This window comes from Bacteroidota bacterium (genome assembly GCA_036522515.1).
GTDB lineage: Bacteria > Bacteroidota > Ignavibacteria > UBA10030 > SZUA-254 > VBOC01.
The window spans coordinates 76,416-95,191 of record DATDFQ010000061.1 but is presented as its reverse complement, the minus strand read 5'-3'; the positions used below and the strand labels follow the sequence as shown (position 1 = coordinate 95,191).

Below are 18,776 nucleotides of genomic sequence, written 5' to 3'. Positions count from 1 at the left end.
GTGCGTCAGGGCCCCCCCACCAGGCTTGAATCGATTGGCATTCCGGCCTTCTCCCAGCCGTCCCACCCGTCGTCATACAGATAGAGGTTTGTGAACCCGATTGCGTGCATGAAATCGCCGACCATGCGGCCCAGGTGGCAGTCGGGGTTATTACAATAGATAAGAGTGAGGGTATCCCGCGCCATCGGGGCCAGCTCGGGGAAAAACTGGTCCGTTGCGAGTCCGAACATGTTCCGGGCCCCCTTGATGTGCCCTTTCCTGTATGCGGCCGTGTCGCGGGCATCGATCAGGAGGTAATGTCCCTCCGCAAGGAGCCGGTTGAGTTGCGAGAGCGAGATGATCCTGTAAAAGTCCTTCTTTTCCTCCACCGGGGGGAACGCCCCCGCCGTATCCTCGTGAGCGAGCGCGCTATCGTGGAGCGGGGCAATGACCTTGACGCGGGGAGTGTCCGGGCGGGCCTTTCCGGTATCCGTGACCGGGCTTTTCCGGCCGTGGAAGAGCTCCGAATCGGAGACCGCGACCTTCACGACCTCCTGGCGCACCAGCGGAATGCGTTTGATCGAGAACGAATTGTAAGCGAACGCGAGGATCGCCGCAAGGAGGACGACCTGCGAGACCTGGCTGCGGAGCGATGCGGGCTTCACGAGAACTTTTCCCCGGCAGCTATCCGGTACCCCCGGAGGAATTCTCCCGCCGGCATTTTCTTTTTCCCTTCCTGCTGGAGTTCAGTGACCTCGACCGCGCCCTCCCCCGCCGAGACGACGAGATGCCCGCCAATATCGAGTATCTCCCCGGGCGCTTTGGCCTGCACTCCCCCGGCGACCGTCGTCCTGAATATTTTCAAAAGCGCCTCGTTGTGATAGGTGAACGCCGACGGTTTCGGCGAAAGTCCGCGGACAAGGTTATGCACCTCCGCCGCGCTCTTCGACCAATCGATCCGGCAATGCTCCTTCTGGATTTTGGGAGCCGGGGAAGCGAGAGTCGCGTCCTGCGGCTTCGGCACCGCCTTTCCGGATTCGATCAGCCGCACCGTGTGCAGGACAATCTCCGCTCCCACCTCCGAGAGACGGTCGTGCAGCTCGCCGGCGGTCTCCTCGTCGCGGATCGGCAGGCGCGCCTGCAGGATGACCGTTCCGGTATCGACGGTTTCTTCCAGGAAGAATGTCGTCACTCCCGTTTCGCGCTCCCCCTTGATGATCGCCCAGTTGATCGGAGCCGCTCCCCGGTACTTCGGGAGGAGCGACGCGTGGAGATTGAACGCGCCCCGCTTCGGAATGAGGAACACTTCGGGCGGGAGAATGCGAAAGGCCACCACCACAAACAGATCGGCGTCCAGTGTTTTCAGAGCGGCGGCAAAGGCCGGGTCCTTCAACTTCTCCGGCTGCAACACCTTCAGTCCGCGCTTGACGGCGGCCGCCTTCACGGCCGATTCCGAGAGCTGAAGGCCCCTTCCGGCAGGTTTATCGGGAGCCGTCACAACCCCCGCGATGGTGTACCCGTGTTCGAGGAGAGTATGAAGGCTGGGAACGGCAAATTCGGGAGTTCCCATGAAGACGATGCGCATGTGCTCCTGGTTGAATCGGTCTTCACCGACGGATTAAACCGCGACCTCCGCAGTCGTGACGACCGGGTAGGAAACCTCGAACTCCCCCTTCTGAATTTTGCGCAACTGGGGGTTGTGAAGCTTTTTCTTTGCCGCAGGCAGATGATCGAGAAACAGGACGCCGTTCAGATGGTCGATTTCATGGAGAATGACCCTTCCCAGAAGCCCCGTCGCTTCGAGCTCCGTGTCGCGATAATCCGCATTCTTGAACCGGACCTTGACCTTTTCGGAGCGCTCCACCTCGTCGCGTACATCGGGAATGCTCAGGCACCCCTCTTCCATCGTCCAGAGGCCTTCCTGGGAAACGATCACCGGGTTGATGAGAACGATCGGCTTCAGGTCCCTGGTCTCCTCCATGTCGGAAAGGTCGATCACGATGACGCGCTGCATGGCCCCGACCTGGGTCGCCGCAAGCCCGATCCCGTTCGCATGATGCATCGTCTCGAACATGTCCATAATGAGCCGTATCGTCCCATCGGTCAGTTCCTTGACCGGATGCGCCTTTTTGCGGAGGACGGGGGTTCCATATGTGTAAATGGGGAGAACGGGCATGTTTTTTAGGGGGCTTCAGATTCAATATAAAAACGGATGGGGCAAAAAACAAGGCAGGCGGATCAGCGGACGACCCGGCGCGCGCCGGCGTAGCTACGCGCATAGTACTCCGCGTCGAGGAGCGAGACCGTGATGCCGAGCGACACGCTCGCGTGCGCGAAGAGCCCGTCCCCGACGTAAATGCCGACATGTGAGAGGGGGCGCCCTTCGATATTGAAAAACACCAGATCCCCGAACATCAGCTTTTCACGGGCGACCGGCTGGCCGGCAGCGTACTGCTCGCGGCACGACCGGGGGATTTCCCGTCCGATCGCCTCGCGGTACACGGCCGCCGTGAAGCCCGAGCAGTCGGTCCCCTCGCTGTCCGACCCTCCTTCCGAGTACGGAATTCCCATTTTGTCCATGATGTCGTCGAGGACTTTGTGGCGGTCGATGCCGGGATTGTTCTCCCGCGCCTCCGCAGGTGGCTGGACCCTCGCCGCCACGCGCGAAGGGGCCGAGGTCGGGCGCCCGGCGTCCTCTCCCCGGCTCCTGCTCTTTCCCTTTGCATGAGACTCTTCGTCGGAAATGTTGGAGCCGCCGGACGTAAAACGGGGGGAGGTGGCGGAACAACCCGCGACGAGAAAGGAGGAGACGAGAAGGAGGAGAAGAACGATTGTTCGCAACGGAAGGATCGGCGGACCGCCGCACCGGAACGCAAGGGCCATCCCAGACAGGAAATGGCCCGCGTCCTTACCCAAGATACGCCCTGAGCTGTTTGCTTCGGGAAGCATGGCGGAGCCGCCGGATGGCTTTCTCCTTGATCTGCCGCACGCGCTCGCGCGTGAGTTGAAATTTCTCGCCGATCTCTTCGAGCGTCAACGAGTGCTCGCGGCCGAGACCGAAGTAGAGGCGGATCACCTCCGCTTCGCGCTCCGTCAGCGTCCCGAGCGCGCGCTCGACCTCTTTGCTGAGCGACTCCTTGATCAGCGCGTGGTCGGGCAACGGGGTCCGCTCGTCCTGGATCACGTCGAGGAGCCGGTTGTCCTCTCCCTGCGCGAACGGCGCGTCCATCGAGAGGTGGCGGCCGGAGATCTTGAGCGTGTCGGCCACTTCGAAGAGCGACATGTCGAGCTCTTCGGCGAGCTCACTGGCGCTCGGCTCGCGCTCGAACTCCTGCTCGAGGGTGCTGAACGCCTTCCCGATCTTATTCAGCGCGCCGACCCGGTTGAGCGGAAGCCGGACGATGCGCGATTGCTCCGCGAGCGCCTGGAGGATCGACTGCCTGATCCACCACACCGCATAGGAGATGAACTTGAATCCGCGCGTCTCGTCGAACCGCTTGGCGGCCTTGATCAACCCGAGGTTGCCTTCGTTGATCAGATCGCCGAGAGAAAGGCCCTGGTTCTGGTACTGCTTGGCGACGCTGACGACAAACCGCAGGTTCGCCTTGGTCAGCTTCTCCAGCGCCTTCTGGTCGCCCTTCTTGATCCGGCGGGCGAGATCGATTTCCTCTTCTGCTTCGAGGAGCTCGACCCTCCCGATTTCCTGAAGGTACTTGTCGAGGGACTGGCTCTCCCTGCTGGTATACTGCTTATTTACCTTCGCCATGCACCTTCCTGATGATGAATATCTCCCCCGATAGTGGAACCCCTGAACGGGCGAAAAAAGTTCGGCGGATTCCGGATGGACTCCGCCGCCGGATCGCCGCCTGCCTGCTACTTCTGGACGTCAATCCGGTCGACAATGCCGAGAATGCTCGCATCGACCGGGGCCATCTCGACGGGGAGCGGGATCGTCGCCTCGCGGGCCGTAATGTAAAACACGGTCTCCCCCACGCCTGCTCCGACCGTATCCACCGCGACAATCGGGTCTCCCACCTTCTCAAGGCGGGCGGTCACCGGCTGGATGAACTGGAGCTTGAAGCTCTTCAGATTCTCGTCCTTCCGGGTCGCCCAGACGGTGCCGATTACTTTCGCGAAGAACATGCTACCCTTTCAGAAAGATCCCGACCTGAAACATGTCGGGATGACGAGCAAAAGAAAGATCCCGGCCTGAAGCATGTCGGGATGACCCTTCGGGTCAGTCGGGGATGTCGAGTTTATCGACGACCGCCATGATCACCGCGTCGACCGGCTTGTTCTTCGTTTGAGCCGTTTGACGGGCCGAGCTGCCGCTGCAGACGAGCACGACGTCGCCCGTTCCCGCCTGCACTGTATCGACTGCGACGACGAAGGTATCCTTCAACGCGTAATCCAACCCGATGTGTTTCACGATCTGGAATTTCAGGCCGACGAGTTCTTCGTCTTTTCTCGTAGCCCAGACCGTTCCGACAACCTTACCGAGAAACATTCAGAGGCCCTCTTTGATGGTATATACGGTTTGAGGCATTCGTTGGTTACCAGCCGGACAGGCCGGGCGTGACGCCGATTGAGAATGGGGACAACTGCCTGGGGATCGCGGCATGACTCGTGTCATCTCCGCGAACTACCGGACCCCGCCAGACTTGTTTGAATGATCCGCTTCGCTACGGTGAGTGCCAACGTGCGGCAGCCGGAGATCAGGCGTAGAGTTCCTTCTCATTGCAGGTACACATCTGCACCCGCCTGTGGCTGAACCGGACGCTTCCGTGCTTCGAAGGTTCCGACTTGACATAGAGGATGGGCACCCTGATCGCTCCGCACTTCGGGCATTTCTTTCCCCCCTGGGCAGCGGCTTTGGCCACTTTATCTGCAAACGATTGCTGCTTTGCCATTGATTTTCTTCTCCTGTTGAACCGTTCTATTGATTAAAAAATTCGCACCGCGTTGCCGCCCGACTCCGTCGCCTTGTTCAGCACGGCGGCGGTGTTTCCGAGCAACTCTTCCTTTTTCATTTCTTCGAGGGCTCCGCATACTCCGATGCTCACCGTGACCGAAAAGCTCTTGCCGTCCGAGTTGATGACGTGCCCGGCGATGCTCTTCCGGATTTTCTCCGCCCAGAGATACGCGTCGCTCGATGCGGTATTCGCCAGGACGATGCCGAACCGGTCCGCGGCGTAACGTCCCGCGATGTCGTAGGGCCGGATGCTCGCCCGGATCGCCTGCGCGAGCGTGGCGATCACGCGGTCCGTCCCCTCCTGGTCGAACCGGTCGCCGATCTCGCCGGTCCTGTCGAGCGAGAGGAAGAGGAACGACAGCTCCATCGCATGGTCGTCCGCCCGGTGGAGCTCCTCCTCCAGGCGTTGAAGGAAAAATTTCTTGGAGTACACACCCGTCAGCGGATCGATGATGACATACTCGTTGATCGCTTCCTGGAGATAGAGAATCTCCAGGGCGAACGCGGCATTTTCGGCGAGACGGTAGAGCATCTCGATGTCCTGCCGGGAAAAATTATACTTATCCTTGCTTTCGACATTGAGCGCGCCGTAGCACTTGTTGACGGAGCTGATCGGAACCGAGATAAACGAGCCGTTCCTCGCCGCCTTCTCGCCCTGAAAATACCGCGGGGAGGTCGAATTCTCGAGATCGTCGACGACCGCATGGGCGTTGTTCCTGATGGTCTGGCCCACGATGCTGTCGGGGAAATCGATCGCCTGCTCCAGCATGATGCTTCCTTCCAGGGACCGGTTCGTCACCTTCCTGGCGATCCAGGCGTGCTTCCGCTCGTCGTACAAGACCACCGAAAGCGAGTCCCAGCTCACGAGTTTCGAAGTCTCGTCGGAGAGGGCCTGGACGATGATATTGAGCGAGAAACTCTTGCGTATCCGTTCCTGCATCCGGCGGATCGAGCGGAGCAACTCGGAGTCGAGCAGGAGATCGTACTTGTCGGTGTAGCTCTTGATCAGCGCCGAAACCAGCTTCGTGAACTGTCCGAGCAGGGCAAGCGTTTCCTCTCCGAACTCGTCGGAGGCCTTGCTGTCGACCGCGATGACCCCGACGGGGCGCTCGACGGAGTGCTCTTTCATCTTGCGCGAAAAATAGACGGGCACGCCGACGAACGACTTGATCGATTCGGGCGTATCGTAATACGGGAGCAGCTCGAGTTCGGACCGGGGGTTCACCTCGGTGACGAGCTCCGGCTTGCCGCTCTCCGCGACCTTGCTCGTGAGGTCGTGGCCCATCGTGAACCTTCGCGAGCTGATAAAATTCGAGCCGTCGCTTACCCTGGCCTCCATCACCATCTGCCCCTTCTCCCGGTTGGCCCAGAAGAACACAGCCGAGTGGGCGAAGAGAACTTCCTTGATCACCGTAAGAACCTTGTGCAGCAGAAAATTGAACTCGGTGCGCGGCTCGGGGTCCCCGCGGTAAATATCCGAATCAAAATCGAAAAAGTCCGAGATTTGAAATTCGCGCGCTGCCGAAGGGGGTTCCTGCGCTTCCGCGGCGTACCCCTGGAACGGGGTGACGTGCGGCGGATTGCTCCCGGGAGCTTCCGGCGCGATATCCGAGGATCCGCCCCCGGAATGCTCCGCCTGAACCTCCTCCACCAGGTAGGTCTGGCCGGATTGTCTCAAATCGTCGAAGACAAGTTTCTTCATTCCTTCACTCGCAGATTGTGAATGAAATGGTGATTTGACGCCCGCCGTCTCCAAGTGCATGTTCATCTGCCGCACGCGCAGGAGGGCATAGAGGAGAATCGCCGAGCCGATTACGACGAACAGGCAGAGCAGCCGGACGATAAAGACGTCCACGAGGACGCCGACCACAATGGCGGCTACGCCCACTCCGAGAAGCAAAGCGTCGCTCGAATTGAGCCGAACGACGAAATCGTGAATCCGGTTTTTGGCCATCGAAATCATTAGTTCTCACTCGTTAGATCCATTGATCGCGCCAAAGCGTTTAAATCTAATCAATTAAGCTCAGAAAGTCAATTTCAGAGCGCGTATCTTGCAATTGTTTTGGATAAACAGTATAATGGTGGCAACAAAGACCCCCGATGGAGAAGAATAGCATCAACGTTTTGATCGTAGACGACGACGCCGAGTACGCCGGGCTCCTGCAGCACAACCTCCGCGCCTTCCAGGGAACAAAGTTTGAGATCTCCATCGCCGAGAACGGGGAAGGCGTGGACGCGGCCCTCGCCAAAAACCCGAATATCGACGTCATTCTGATGGATTATTACCTCCGGGACGGCAACGGGCTTGAAATCAGCCGCCGGATCTCCGAGAGCGCTAATCCCATTCCCATCATTTTGCTTACTTCCAGCAAAGAGTTCCGGATCGCCATCGAAGCGATGAAATACGGCGTGGAGGAGTACATTCTGAAGGAAGAGGCGGTCGATACCGTGCTCCCGCGTACGATCACGAACGTCGTCGACCGGGTCCGGATCAAAAGGCGGATCCAGGTCGCCGAGCACGAATCGATGATCGCGGAGAAGCGGGCCGAAGCGATCCGGGAGCTGGTCGTCACGATGTGCCATGAATTCAACAATCCGCTCGCCGCGATCAAGATCAGCGCCGACATCCTCGCACGCGCTGCGGTCGCTCCCAAGGATAAGAAACTCCTCGAGGAGCTCAACTCGAGCATCCTGCTTCTCGAAAAACAGATCATCACGCTCCGGGATATGAACATCGGCTCCCCGGAAGACCGCTCCAACGCTTGATTTTTTGAAGGAGATTTCCTATATTATTGCGTCAATGAATTTCGGTTCACAATACATCCCGCGACGACGGTCGTCCTCCAAAACGGCATTCAGCGAGAGAAACAAAAACTTCCCACGTCACTGAAAGCCCACGAATGACGACAGACTGTGAACATGCCGCCTAGATTGTCCCGCCAAAAAACGGGACATTTTTTTTGCCCTTGCGCGCGGACCGGATGATCGTTCGCGACGTCCACGACGTCCTGGAATCCTGGGCGCCGAAAGAGATCGCCTGGGATCGCGATAATGTCGGCCTTCAGGTCGGGTCGATGAAACGGCGGGTGCGCAGGATCCTGGTGGCGCTCGACGTCACCGACGAGGTCCTCCTCGAAGCCCGGTCGAAGAAGATAGATTTGGTCATAACCCATCATCCCCTCCTGTTCCATCCGGTCAGGTCCCTGACGCCGGAGGACCGGGTGGGAAGACTCGTTCATATGCTCGCCCGGAGCGGCATCGCCCTCTACTCGGCCCACACCAACCTGGACTTCGCGCAAGACGGGGTCAGTTTCGCGCTCGCCCGCAGGCTGGGGTTGCACGGCCTTGAATTCCTCCGGAAGGATCAGAGCGTGCTCATGAAAATCGTGACGTTCGTCCCGAAGGCGCATCTGGAGGCGGTCGCCTCGGCGATGGCAGGTGCCGGCGCGGGGACGATCGGCGACTACGACGATTGCTCGTTCCGCGCGGAAGGCACGGGGACGTTCAAGGCGAGGACCGGAGCGAAACCGTTCACCGGCGGCGTGAACCGGCTCGAGAAGGTCGATGAGGTGCGGTTGGAAATGGTCCTTCCCCGCTGGCGCGCGGAGGAAGTGGTGAGAGCGCTGCGGGCCGCCCACCCGTACGAAGAGGTCGCGTACGACCTGTACCACCTGGCGAACAAGGGCGAATCGTACGGCGCGGGCGCCATCGGCACGTTGCGGCGGACGATGCCGCTCCCGGCTTTTCTGAGGCACGTGGAGCGGAGCTTGCGCGTGGCGTGCGTCCGGTACTCGGGCAGGCCCCGGCAGACGGTCCGTCGCGTCGCGGTCTGCGGCGGGAGCGGCTCGGACCTCCTCGCGGCCGCGATCCAGCGGGGCGCCGACGCGTTCGTCACCTCGGATTGTTCGTATCATCTGTTCCAGGAGTGCGACAACCGCCTCGCGCTCGTCGACGCGGGCCATTACGAAACCGAGCAACCCGTCGTCGCGCGGATCGTCGAGCATCTACAACAACATCTCGGCGGGCCGCGGAAAGGCGTAAAAGTGTATCCATCAAGTCGAATGAAAAATTTCGTCCAGTATCACATGTCATGAAGGAACCTACTGTGGAGAAACAACTGAAGTACCTGTACGCTCTTCAAAACGTGGATTCACAGCTCCAGGAAGTCCTCGATCTCAAGGGGGATTTGCCCGGGATCGTGGCCGACCTCCAGGCAAGGGCCGCCGAGGCGAAGGCGAAAGTCAAGGCCCTCTCCGACGGGATGAAGCAGGCGAAAATCGACCGCGACAGCGCGGACGTCGGGATCATCGACTGCGCCGAGAAAGTCGAGAAATACAAAGGGCAGCAGCTCCACGTCAAGTCGAACAAGCAATACGACGCGCTGACGAAAGAAATCGAGGCGGCTGAAGCCAAGGCCGTGAAGCTCGAGAAGGAAATGGAGTTCCTCGAAGGACGGATGCAACTGTTCAAATCGGATCTGGAAACGGCCACGGCCCAGTTCGAGGAAGTGAACGCCGAGCTTACCGAGAAACAGAAGGAACTCCGCGAGGTCAACAAGGAGCACGAGAAGGAAGAGCTGAAGCTGCAGCACGAGCGCGAGAAGATCCTCGCGCGCGTCGAAGACGAGGACGTCGAGCGGTACGAAAGGATCAAGAAAGCGAAAGGCGGCCAGGCGGTCGTCGCGGTCAAACGGGGCGCCTGCGGCGGTTGCTACAACCGCGTCCCGCCGCAAAAGATCCTGGAGATCCGCCAGAACTCCAAACTGTTTCAGTGTGAGCATTGCGGCCGCATACTCGTCTCGGACCACATCGTCGAGATGAGTCTCAGCCTCACATGACGCTGATCGCACACACCGACGGCGCCTCGCGCGGCAACCCCGGCGAGAGCGGCATCGGGGTGATCCTGAGGGACGAACAGGGAGCCGTCGTCTACTCGGGTTCCGGGTACATCGGCAGGACCACGAATAATGTCGCCGAATACCGGGCGCTTCTCGCCTGCCTGAAAAAAGCAATCGCGCTCCGCCCGGGCAAGCTCATCGTCCATTCCGACAGCGAGCTCATGGTTCGCCAGATGCGCGGCGAGTACCGGGTGAGGGACAAGAATCTGCAGCGCCATTTTATGGAAGCCAAAATGCTTCTCTCCTCCGCCCCGTTCGCGTTCGAGATCGTCCACGTCGAACGGGAGCGAAACCGCGACGCCGACCTCCTGGCGAACGCGGGAATCGACAGCAGGCAGGCGCTCGAAGTTTAATTCACCACCCGGCCCCGTTTCATTGCGGCGGCCGGTACATCATCACCTCCACAGATACGGAAGGAACGCACCGCTACTGCGCGTCGCGCAATCGTTCCGCCGGCTCAAACCGGCGGGAAGGAAAGTCCGAACTCCACAGGACAGAGCACCCCGCGAAAGCGGGGGTGCCGCCGGCGAAAGCCGGAGGTAACGGAGAGTGTCACAGAAAACATACCGTCCCGCCCGAGAGTTTCGCCTCTCCCCGGCTGTTCTTGAAAAAGCCGGCCGGTGTCCGGCGATCCCGGGCGGGATAAGGGTGAAAAGGCGTCCCGCCGGGGGGTTCATACTCCGCCGGGATTTCAGGCCGCTCGCAAGAGCTGCCTGGAAAGGTAAGAGCTCACCGCCGCAACAGCGATGTTGCGGGCCGACAAACCCTGCTCGGAGCAAGACCATGTAAGTCCTGTCTGCCCGGCAACCCGCCCTTCGGGGCGGGCCCGGGCGATGAGTTGTCCGCTCATTCCCGTGCCGGTTCGCCGGCGCGGCTGCAGGACGGGTAGGTCGCTAGAATCCGCCCGCAAGGACGGAACCAGATAAATGATTGCGATCCGGGCCCTTCACCGGGACCGGACACAGAATTCGGCTTACAGACGCGCGGTACTTTTTCTTCCGGCACGGGCCTCCCGGACGGAGCCCCGGAGCGGAACCCGGGAGGGACTCCCGCCCGCTCGCCATCGTTAAGAAGGGGTTGTTCGTTTCATGAAAAGAGAATATCGCTGGACCATCGCATCCGCGCCGGAATCCGGCCTCGCCGGGACTCTGGCGAAGGAAATCAACATCTCCGAAATCCTCGCCCGGGTCCTGATCAACCGGGGCATCAACACCTACGAAAAGGCGCGCGAGTTCTTCCGCCCAAAACTGACCGACCTGCATGACCCCTACCTGATGGACAATATGGAGGAGGCCGTCACGCGCGTGATTCGGGCGGTCGAGAAGAAGGAGAAGGTGCTTGTCTTCGGCGATTACGACGTGGACGGCACCAACAGCGCCGCAATGCTCTACCTCTATTTCAGGAAGCTCGGGCTCGAGACGATGTTCCACATCCCGAGCCGCATCAACGAAGGATACGGGATATCGGCCGCGGGGATCGACCGCGGAAAGGAGTTCGGGGTCACGCTCATCGTCGCCGTCGATTGCGGGATCACCGCGATCCAGCAGGTCGAGTATGCGCGCTCCAAGGGGATCGACGTCATCATCTGCGACCACCACGAACCCGCCGAAGCGATTCCGGACGCCGCGGCGGTGCTCGACCCCCTGAAGCCGAACTGCCGTTATCCCTTCAAGTACCTCTGCGGGTGCGGCGTCGGTTTCAAGCTCCTGCAGGGGATCGCCCGGCGCCTCAACCAGGACGAGAGCGTCTACGAGTACGTCGACCTTGCGGCGATGGCCACCACCGCGGATATCGTACCGCTCGTCGGCGAGAACAGGATCCTCACGAAGATCGGGCTGGAACGGATCAACGCCTCCCCCCGGCCCGGGCTGCGCGCGCTCATCGACAGTTCCGGCACGCAGCACGGGAAGATCACCACCGGGCAGATCGTCTTCGTCCTCGCGCCCCGGATCAACGCCGTGGGCAGGATGGGAGACGCCTCCCGGGCCGTGGAACTGCTCACCCGGGAGGATAATGAGTCGGCGGTGATGCTCGCCCAGGTGTTCGAGGAAGAAAACCGGAACCGCCGCCGGATCGACGAGGACACGTTCATCAAGGCGCAGGAGCTCGTCGACTCGCTGCTCGACATCGAGACCGACCCCGCGATCGTGCTCCACCATGAGGACTGGCACCCCGGCGTGATCGGCATCGTGGCATCCCGGCTCGTGGAAAAATACTACCGCCCGACCATCATGATGACAACGATCGACGGCGTCGCTCGCGGTTCCGCGCGGAGCATCGTCGGGTTCGACATCCACCAGGCGCTGAAGAGGGTCGAGGACAAGCTGATCCAGTTCGGCGGGCACAAATATGCGGCCGGCCTTGCGGTCGAGCTCGACAGGGTGGACGAATTCCGGAAGGCGTTTAACATCGCCGTGGACGAACTGATGTCGGAGGACGTCAAGACTCCCGAGCTCAAGATCGACAGCGAGATGGCGTTGAAGGAGCTGACTCCGAGGTTCCTCCGCATCCTGAAGGAATTTGCCCCCTACGGCCCCGGGAACATGCGCCCCATCTTCCTCGCACGGAAAGTCGAAGTGATCGGCACTCCGCGGATCGTCGGGAAGAATCATCTGCGATTCAAAGTACGGCAGGAGGGGCATGTCCTCGACACGATCGGATTCGGGCTTGGCTCCATGATGGACGACGTCCGTGGCGACGGCCGGGCGCTCGACCTGGTCTTCTCCGTCGACGAGCACGAGTGGCTCGCTCCCGGCTCGAACTCGGGTTCGGGAAGCGCCGAAGTGTTCCCGCAATTGAAACTGAAGGATCTCAGGCAACATAAAGAGGAAAACTGACCATGTCCGGACATTCCAAATGGGCGACCATCAAGCGGAAGAAAGCCGTCACCGACGCGAAGCGCGGCAAGGCCTTCACGCAGATCATCAAGGAAATCATCATCGCGGCACGCATGGGCGGGGGCGACCCGAAAGGGAACCCGAGGCTCCGCCTCGCGATCGAGAAAGCGAAGGCCTCAAACATGCCCGCCGACAATATCAAGCGGGCGATCCAGAAGGGAACGGGTGAGCTCCCCGGCGTCGTCTACGAGGAAATCACCTACGAAGGCTACGGCCCCGGCGGCGTGGCCCTGATCATCGAATCGGTGACGGACAACAAGAACCGGACCGTCTCCGAAATCCGGCACCTGCTCGAGCGCAACAACGGGAAACTCGGCGCGTCCAATTCCGTCGCATGGATGTTCCACCGGAAGGGGATCATCCATGTCGCCAAGAACGCCTCCGACGAGGACACGCTCGTGAATATCATTCTCGACGCGGGCGCCGAGGACATGAAGGCCGACGACGAAGTGTTCGAGATCACCTCGGCTCCGGAAATGCTGGAGACGGTGAGGCAGACGCTGGAAGCGAAACAGATCAAGATGGAGGTCGCCGAGATCCAGCTTCTCCCCGAAAATACGGTGAAGGTCGCCGGAAAAGACGCCGAGCAGATGCTGAAGCTCATGGATGCCCTGGAGGATCACGACGACGTTCAACATGTCTATGCGAATTTTGATATCGACGAGAAGGTCCTCGCCTCCTTCAACGCCTGAGGAGGGGCGATGATCGTCCTCGGCGTCGATCCCGGCACGCTGGCGACCGGATACGGCCTCATCGAGGACCGGAACGGCAGCATGAACGTTCTCGCATCCGGCTGCATCAAAAACGACGGACGCGCTTCCATGCCGCTGCGCCTCAAGCGGATCTTCGACATCCTGAGCGAAGTGATCGAGACCCACCATCCGGACGAATTCGCGATCGAGACCGCCTTCTACGGGAAGAACGCGCAGTCGGCTCTCAAACTGGGCCACGCGCGGGGCGTCGCGATGCTCGCAGCTGTTTCAAGAGAGATCCCGACGCAGGAGTACTCTCCGCGCGAGGTGAAACGAGCGATCGTCGGGAATGGCACCGCTTCCAAAGAGCAGGTCCAGTACATGGTGACGGTGCTTCTCAACCTGAAGAAGTCCCCCCTTCAACACGACATCACCGACGCCCTGGCGGTCGCCATGTGCCATCTGCACCGCCGCCACGCTGCTCCCCGCACAACGTCCGGAAGCTGGAAAAGTTACCTCGCCGCCCATCCCGATAAGGTTCTCCCCGCCCCCCGCTCGCAGGCACGATGATCGCGCAGCTCACAGGGAGGCTGGTCCGCAAATCTCCCACAGAACTGGTCATCGACGTGAACGGCGTCGGTTACCTGCTGAACGTCTCGCTCTCCACGTTTGAGAGCGTCGCGCAATCCGAGGGCTCCGTGACAATCCTGACCCACCTGCACGTCCGCGAGGACATCCTGCAACTCTTCGGATTCGCAACCGACGCCGAACGCGAGCTCTTCAGGCTCTTGATCTCGGTCTCGGGCATCGGCCCCAAGATGGCGCAGGGAATATTGTCGGGCCTCAGTCCCGCCCAACTCAGGAACGCCATCGCATCGGGCAACCTGGCGGCCCTCACCTCCATCTCCGGGGTCGGCACCAAGACCGCCGAACGGATCATCCTCGAGTTGCGGAGCAAGCTCGGCAGAGCCGACGCCGCCGAAGCGGGCGCCGTCCCCACGAGCGGGCAGCTCAGAATCCGCTCCGAAGCCCTCGTCGCGCTGATGTCCCTCGGATATTCGCGCCCGAACGCCGAGAAGGCGATCCAGACCGTCATACGGGAAGCGAACCATCAGGAGTTCACCGTTGAAGAGCTCATCAAGCTTGCCCTCCACCACGCCGGAAAGTGACGGGTAGCCGGGACCTTCAGGTCGCGTGCGTCAATTTGATTGCTATTCTTCCCCAATCTCTGTAAATTCACCATCACATGACCAAGCGACAGGATCCGACCACCCCCGAGCGGCTCGAGAACGAGGTCGAGTTCGACCACTCCCTCCGCCCGCTCGAGTTCACCGACTTCGTCGGCCAGAAGAAAATCGTCGATAACCTCAAGGTCTTCATCGCCGCCGCGAAGAAGCGCGGCGAGAGCCTCGACCACGTTCTCCTGACGGGCCCCCCCGGATTGGGAAAAACCACCCTGGCCTACATCATCGCTAACGAGATGGGCGCCCAGATCAAGGCGACATCGGGCCCCGCGCTCGACAAACCGTATAACCTTGCCGGCGTCCTCACCAACCTGAGCGCCGGAGACGTGCTGTTCATAGACGAAATCCACCGCCTCAACCCTCTTGTCGAGGAGTATCTCTACTCGGCGATGGAGGATTTCAAGATCGACATCGTGATCGACAGCGGCCCGAACGCCCGGAGCGTTCAGCTGAAACTTCCGCATTTTACGCTGGTCGGGGCCACGACGAGGGCGGGACTTCTCTCCGCCCCCCTCCGCTCGCGTTTCGGCGTGAGCAACCGCCTCGACTACTACCTCGCGGGGGACCTTGAGTCGGTGATCCACCGCTCCGCGCGGCTTCTCCAGGTGAAGATCGACGGAGCCGGGTGCTCCGAGGTCGCCCGCCGTTCCCGCGGCACACCCAGGATCGCGAACCGGCTCCTGAAACGGTGCAGGGATTTTGCGCAGGCCGAGTCGAATCTCAAGCAATACGGGCACGTCATCACCCTCGGCGTTGCGGAGTACTCGCTTCGCATGCTGGAAGTCGACGACCACGGCCTCGACGAGATGGACAAGCGGATCCTCCTTGCGCTCGTCGAGAAGTACAACGGCGGGCCGGTGGGCGTGAGCACGCTCGCGGTCGCTGTGGGAGAAGAGGCCGGGACGATCGAAGAGGTCTATGAGCCCTACCTGATCCAGGAGGGTTTCCTGAAAAGAACCCCGCGCGGACGCGAAGCGACGGAGCTCGCGTACACCCATTTCAAACTGCGCCGTACCAAGTCGCTTCCGGGCCAGGAAGGTTTGAACTTTACCAATTAGCGGGATGCCGACTCTCACACCAGTTTGTCATCCTGAGGGAGCGGAGCGACCGAAGGATCTCGACCGACAGGAAAGAAGATCCTTCGCGGAGTTTACACTGAGCGAAGCGAATGTGCTCAGGATGACAGTGATTGTAAGAATGCCCAAGTGATGAGCGGCTACCGCACCAAACGGATCTTCCTCGGCCAACTTCCCTACGGATCCGACCTCTACGAAGGGCTCACTCAGATCGTCCGGAGGGAGAATATCACCCTGGGGCGTGTGCAGGCGATCGGTGCGACGACGCACGCGGTCGTTGCCTTCTACGATCAGAACACCAAAAAGTACAATCCGCTGGAATTCCCGGGCGGAATGGAGATCCTCAGCCTGACCGGTAACGTCAGCATGCGCGACGGGGCGCCCTTCGTCCACGTCCATATCCTTCTCGGCGACCCTCAGGGGAAGACGGTCGGAGGCCACCTCCTCCCCGGCACGCGCCTCTTCGCCTGCGAAGTCTCCATCGAAGAGCTCGAAGGCGAGGAACTTGCGCGGGCGCACGACGAGCGCACGGGCCTGCACCTCTGGACAGGCGGATACCTTCTGGAGAACCACTAATCCTACATGACTGAATAGCGGGATCAACCTATGGCACTCGACAAAGATCTGCAATCGATACAGGAGATGCGCGACCTCGTGCAGAAAGCCAAGCAGGCGCAGCTCGAATTCCGGGCGTACGACCAGGCGAGAGTCGACCGCATCGTGAAGGCGATGGCGGACGCGGGCTATGATGCCGCGGAGAGGCTCGGAAGAATGGCGCACGAGGAGACCGGGTTCGGTAAACCCGAGGACAAGAGGAAAAAGAACGAGTTTGCCACCCGCCGGGTATGGGAGTCGATCAAGGACCTCCGCTCTGTCGGCGTCATCCGTGAGGACCGGGAAAAGAAAATCATCGAGATCGCGGAGCCGATGGGCGTGGTCTGCGCGCTGATCCCGTCCACGAATCCCACCTCGACGGCCATGTTCAAGTCGATCATATCGGTGAAGGGACGGAATGCGGTCGTTTGCAGCCCCCATCCCCGCGCGGCCAAGTCAACGGTTGAGGCGGTGCACGTGATCGCGCAGGCGGCGGAGGCGGCCGGCGCTCCCCAGGGCCTCATCGCCTGCCTTTCCATGCCGACGATCGAGGCGACGAACGAACTGATGAAGCACAAACTCGTCTCCCTCATTCTCGCCACGGGAAGCAATCCGATGGTCAGGTCCGCGTACAGCTCCGGAAAACCGGCCTATGGAGTCGGCTCGGGAAACGTGCCGGCATACATCGAAAAGAGCGCAAACATCCGGAAAGCGGTCGCGGACATCTGCTCGGGTAAGATATTCGACCTCGGGGTCCTCTGCTCGACGGAAGCTTCCGTGATCGTCGATTCCCCAGTCAAGAATGCGGTGGTCGATGAGTTCAAGAAGCGGAAATGCCATTTCGTGGAGGGAGACGACAAGGAGAAGTTGAGCCGGCTGATGTTCGACCAGCGTGGCGCGATCAATCCCGACATGGTGGGAAAACCGGCGACGTTCATCGCCCAGAAGGCGGGGATCAGCGTGCCGGCGGACACGCAGATTCTTGTCGCCGAAATGAGCGGCGTCGGGAGGGAGTATCCGCTTTCGCGCGAAAAACTCTCGCCCGTCCTTTCGTTTTACACGGTCGAAAACTGGCGGGAAGGGTGCGAGCGCTGCATCGAGCTCCTCGAGTTCGGCGGGATCGGGCACACGCTCGTGATCCACTCGATGGACGAGGATATCATCATGAAATTCGCGCTCGAGAAGCCGGCCTTCCGGATTCTCGTCAACACCCAGGGCGCTCTGGGGGCCGTCGGGTACACGAACGAGCTTTCTCCCTCGATGACGCTGGGACCGGGAACGTTCGGCGGATCGATCATCTCGGATAACGTCTCGGCGAAACACATGTTCAACGTCAAGCGGCTTGCCTTCGAAACCCGCCCGATCAATCCGCCCGACGGCGATCTTGCTCCGGCGCAGCCCGCGCCGGCAAAGCGGGAGACCCCGGCCGTTCCGCACGAGAAAGCGGCGTTCAAGCCGGCGATCAGCCACAACGCCCCGACGGTTGTCCCGAAAGCCGCGCCTGTGAAGTCCTGGATCGATGAGATCGACGAGCGGATCCGCCTCAAAGCCGGAAACGTCCCCGCTCAATCGCACAAGGAAACGGCACCGAACCCCGAACCGAAAGCGGGGCCGCTCGGCACCGGCATTTCCGAGGACGACGCCGACCGGATCATCAAGGAATTCTCGAAGCGATAACCGAGCCGGGTTTTTTCCGGAATCCCCCTGCCCACAAAGAGTACGAAGCTCCCCCGGTCGTTCTACCTCCGTTCCACCCTCACCGTCGCAAGGGACCTCCCCGGCAGGTATTTTGTCCGCCGGACCGGCCGCAAACTACTCGTTGGAAAGATCGTCGAGGTCGAAGCCTACCTCGGGGAGCTTGACCCCGCAAGCCATGCCTACCGCGGCCCGACGGAGAGAAACGAGGCGATGTTCTTGTCCGGGGGCCATCTCTACGTCTACTTCACCTACGGAATGCACTTCTGTTGCAACGTCGTGACCGGGAACGAGGGCCGGGGAAGAGCGGTGCTTTTGCGCGCCGTGGAACCGGTCGGGGGGATCGAATACATGGCGGCAAACAGGGGAATGAAAATCCCGCCTCCGGATCACGCCCTGAAGAATCTGATCCAGCTGACGAACGGCCCGGCGAAACTCTGCGAGGCGTTCGGGATAGCGAGAGAGCACGACGGAGCCGACCTGTTGGGAAACGAGCTGTTCATCACCCGCGGCGAGCGTGTCCCGGACTCCGCCCTTGCATCAAGTCCCCGGATCGGCATCACACGCGGAGTTGAAAAAAGGTGGAGGTTCTACATCCGCGGAAATCCGTTCGTCTCAAAAAGGCCCAACTGAGCCCCGGAGAGAGGGCTCGAAGCCGCCGGCTTGATTCCAGCCCCCCGTTTCTCTATCTTTCATTACTGTTGCCCCATCACCGTACCAACCTCGGAGG

General features: G+C 60.8%; 21 protein-coding genes and 1 other RNA gene. 13 read left to right on the top strand and 9 right to left on the bottom strand.

The genetic code is table 11. The features are described from left to right. Positions 1-5: 5 nt before the first annotated feature. The 9 genes from VI215_13500 to VI215_13460 form a co-directional block, all read right to left on the bottom strand. Positions 6-644 (bottom strand): rhodanese-like domain-containing protein, encoded by a 639-nt coding sequence (locus VI215_13500; GenBank protein ID HEY6193332.1) that lies wholly within the window; start codon positions 642-644, stop codon positions 6-8. Continuing rightward, on the bottom strand, positions 641-1,564 hold the full coding sequence (gene fmt, locus VI215_13495) for a methionyl-tRNA formyltransferase (protein ID HEY6193331.1): 924 nt from the start codon (positions 1,562-1,564) through the stop codon (positions 641-643). Before fmt ends, VI215_13500 begins: the two co-directional genes overlap by 4 nt. A 33-nt stretch (positions 1,565-1,597) precedes the next feature. Then, positions 1,598-2,155 carry a peptide deformylase gene (gene def / locus VI215_13490; GenBank protein HEY6193330.1) on the bottom strand — a complete coding sequence of 186 codons (558 nt, stop codon included), beginning with the start codon at positions 2,153-2,155 and terminating at the stop codon, positions 1,598-1,600. Between the two features lie 62 nt (positions 2,156-2,217). Continuing rightward, positions 2,218-2,820: an NlpC/P60 family protein gene (locus tag VI215_13485; protein ID HEY6193329.1), complete on the bottom strand. Its 603-nt coding sequence runs from the start codon at positions 2,818-2,820 to the stop codon at positions 2,218-2,220. 67 nt (positions 2,821-2,887) lie between these two features. Then, on the bottom strand, positions 2,888-3,745 hold the full coding sequence (locus VI215_13480) for a sigma-70 family RNA polymerase sigma factor (GenBank protein HEY6193328.1): 858 nt from the start codon (positions 3,743-3,745) through the stop codon (positions 2,888-2,890). A gap of 107 nt (positions 3,746-3,852) precedes the next feature. Further along, positions 3,853-4,122, bottom strand: a complete 270-nt coding sequence (locus VI215_13475) for a EutN/CcmL family microcompartment protein (GenBank protein ID HEY6193327.1) — start codon at positions 4,120-4,122, stop codon at positions 3,853-3,855. A gap of 94 nt (positions 4,123-4,216) precedes the next feature. Then, positions 4,217-4,486 (bottom strand): EutN/CcmL family microcompartment protein, encoded by a 270-nt coding sequence (locus tag VI215_13470; protein HEY6193326.1) that lies wholly within the window; start codon positions 4,484-4,486, stop codon positions 4,217-4,219. A gap of 208 nt (positions 4,487-4,694) precedes the next feature. Then, positions 4,695-4,889 (bottom strand): hypothetical protein, encoded by a 195-nt coding sequence (locus VI215_13465; protein HEY6193325.1) that lies wholly within the window; start codon positions 4,887-4,889, stop codon positions 4,695-4,697. 33 nt (positions 4,890-4,922) lie between these two features. Next, a complete protein-coding gene (locus tag VI215_13460) occupies positions 4,923-6,905 on the bottom strand; it encodes a sensor domain-containing diguanylate cyclase (GenBank protein HEY6193324.1) in 1,983 nt (660 codons plus the stop codon). A gap of 146 nt (positions 6,906-7,051) precedes the next feature. Here VI215_13460 and VI215_13455 point away from each other — a divergent pair, with 146 nt between their 5' ends. The 13 genes from VI215_13455 to VI215_13395 all read left to right on the top strand — a co-directional run bounded on the left by VI215_13455 (position 7,052) and on the right by VI215_13395 (position 18,679). Next, positions 7,052-7,717, top strand: a complete 666-nt coding sequence (locus tag VI215_13455) for a response regulator (protein ID HEY6193323.1) — start codon at positions 7,052-7,054, stop codon at positions 7,715-7,717. Positions 7,718-7,911: 194 nt separating this feature from the next. Then, on the top strand, positions 7,912-9,045 hold the full coding sequence (locus tag VI215_13450) for a Nif3-like dinuclear metal center hexameric protein (protein ID HEY6193322.1): 1,134 nt from the start codon (positions 7,912-7,914) through the stop codon (positions 9,043-9,045). Positions 9,046-9,056: 11 nt separating this feature from the next. Beyond that, entirely contained in the window at positions 9,057-9,788 is a 732-nt protein-coding gene (locus tag VI215_13445; protein ID HEY6193321.1) for a C4-type zinc ribbon domain-containing protein, read from the top strand. Continuing rightward, entirely contained in the window at positions 9,785-10,201 is a 417-nt protein-coding gene (locus VI215_13440) for a ribonuclease HI family protein (protein ID HEY6193320.1), read from the top strand. The genes VI215_13445 and VI215_13440 overlap by 4 nt, the downstream gene beginning before the upstream one ends. Positions 10,202-10,276: 75 nt before the next feature. Beyond that, positions 10,277-10,840: RNase P RNA component class A (gene rnpB / locus VI215_13435), an RNA gene on the top strand. A 96-nt stretch (positions 10,841-10,936) separates the two neighbouring features. Continuing rightward, entirely contained in the window at positions 10,937-12,685 is a 1,749-nt protein-coding gene (gene recJ, locus VI215_13430; GenBank protein ID HEY6193319.1) for a single-stranded-DNA-specific exonuclease RecJ, read from the top strand. A gap of 2 nt (positions 12,686-12,687) precedes the next feature. Beyond that, the gene (locus VI215_13425; protein HEY6193318.1) at positions 12,688-13,437 is read left to right on the top strand and encodes a YebC/PmpR family DNA-binding transcriptional regulator; all 750 of its coding nucleotides are present in this window, start codon (positions 12,688-12,690) and stop codon (positions 13,435-13,437) included. A gap of 9 nt (positions 13,438-13,446) precedes the next feature. Next, positions 13,447-14,007, top strand: a complete 561-nt coding sequence (gene ruvC, locus VI215_13420; GenBank protein ID HEY6193317.1) for a crossover junction endodeoxyribonuclease RuvC — start codon at positions 13,447-13,449, stop codon at positions 14,005-14,007. Beyond that, complete coding sequence (ruvA, locus tag VI215_13415; GenBank protein ID HEY6193316.1) at positions 14,004-14,606, top strand: Holliday junction branch migration protein RuvA; 603 nt, start codon at positions 14,004-14,006, stop codon at positions 14,604-14,606. Before ruvC ends, ruvA begins: the two co-directional genes overlap by 4 nt. A 77-nt stretch (positions 14,607-14,683) precedes the next feature. Continuing rightward, positions 14,684-15,739 (top strand): Holliday junction branch migration DNA helicase RuvB, encoded by a 1,056-nt coding sequence (gene ruvB, locus VI215_13410; protein HEY6193315.1) that lies wholly within the window; start codon positions 14,684-14,686, stop codon positions 15,737-15,739. Between the two features lie 150 nt (positions 15,740-15,889). Continuing rightward, complete coding sequence (locus VI215_13405) at positions 15,890-16,333, top strand: PPC domain-containing DNA-binding protein (GenBank protein ID HEY6193314.1); 444 nt, start codon at positions 15,890-15,892, stop codon at positions 16,331-16,333. Positions 16,334-16,363: 30 nt separating this feature from the next. Then, positions 16,364-18,028, top strand: a complete 1,665-nt coding sequence (locus VI215_13400; protein ID HEY6193313.1) for an acetaldehyde dehydrogenase (acetylating) — start codon at positions 16,364-16,366, stop codon at positions 18,026-18,028. Positions 18,029-18,049: 21 nt separating this feature from the next. Next, entirely contained in the window at positions 18,050-18,679 is a 630-nt protein-coding gene (locus VI215_13395) for a DNA-3-methyladenine glycosylase (GenBank protein ID HEY6193312.1), read from the top strand. Positions 18,680-18,776 lie beyond the last annotated feature (97 nt).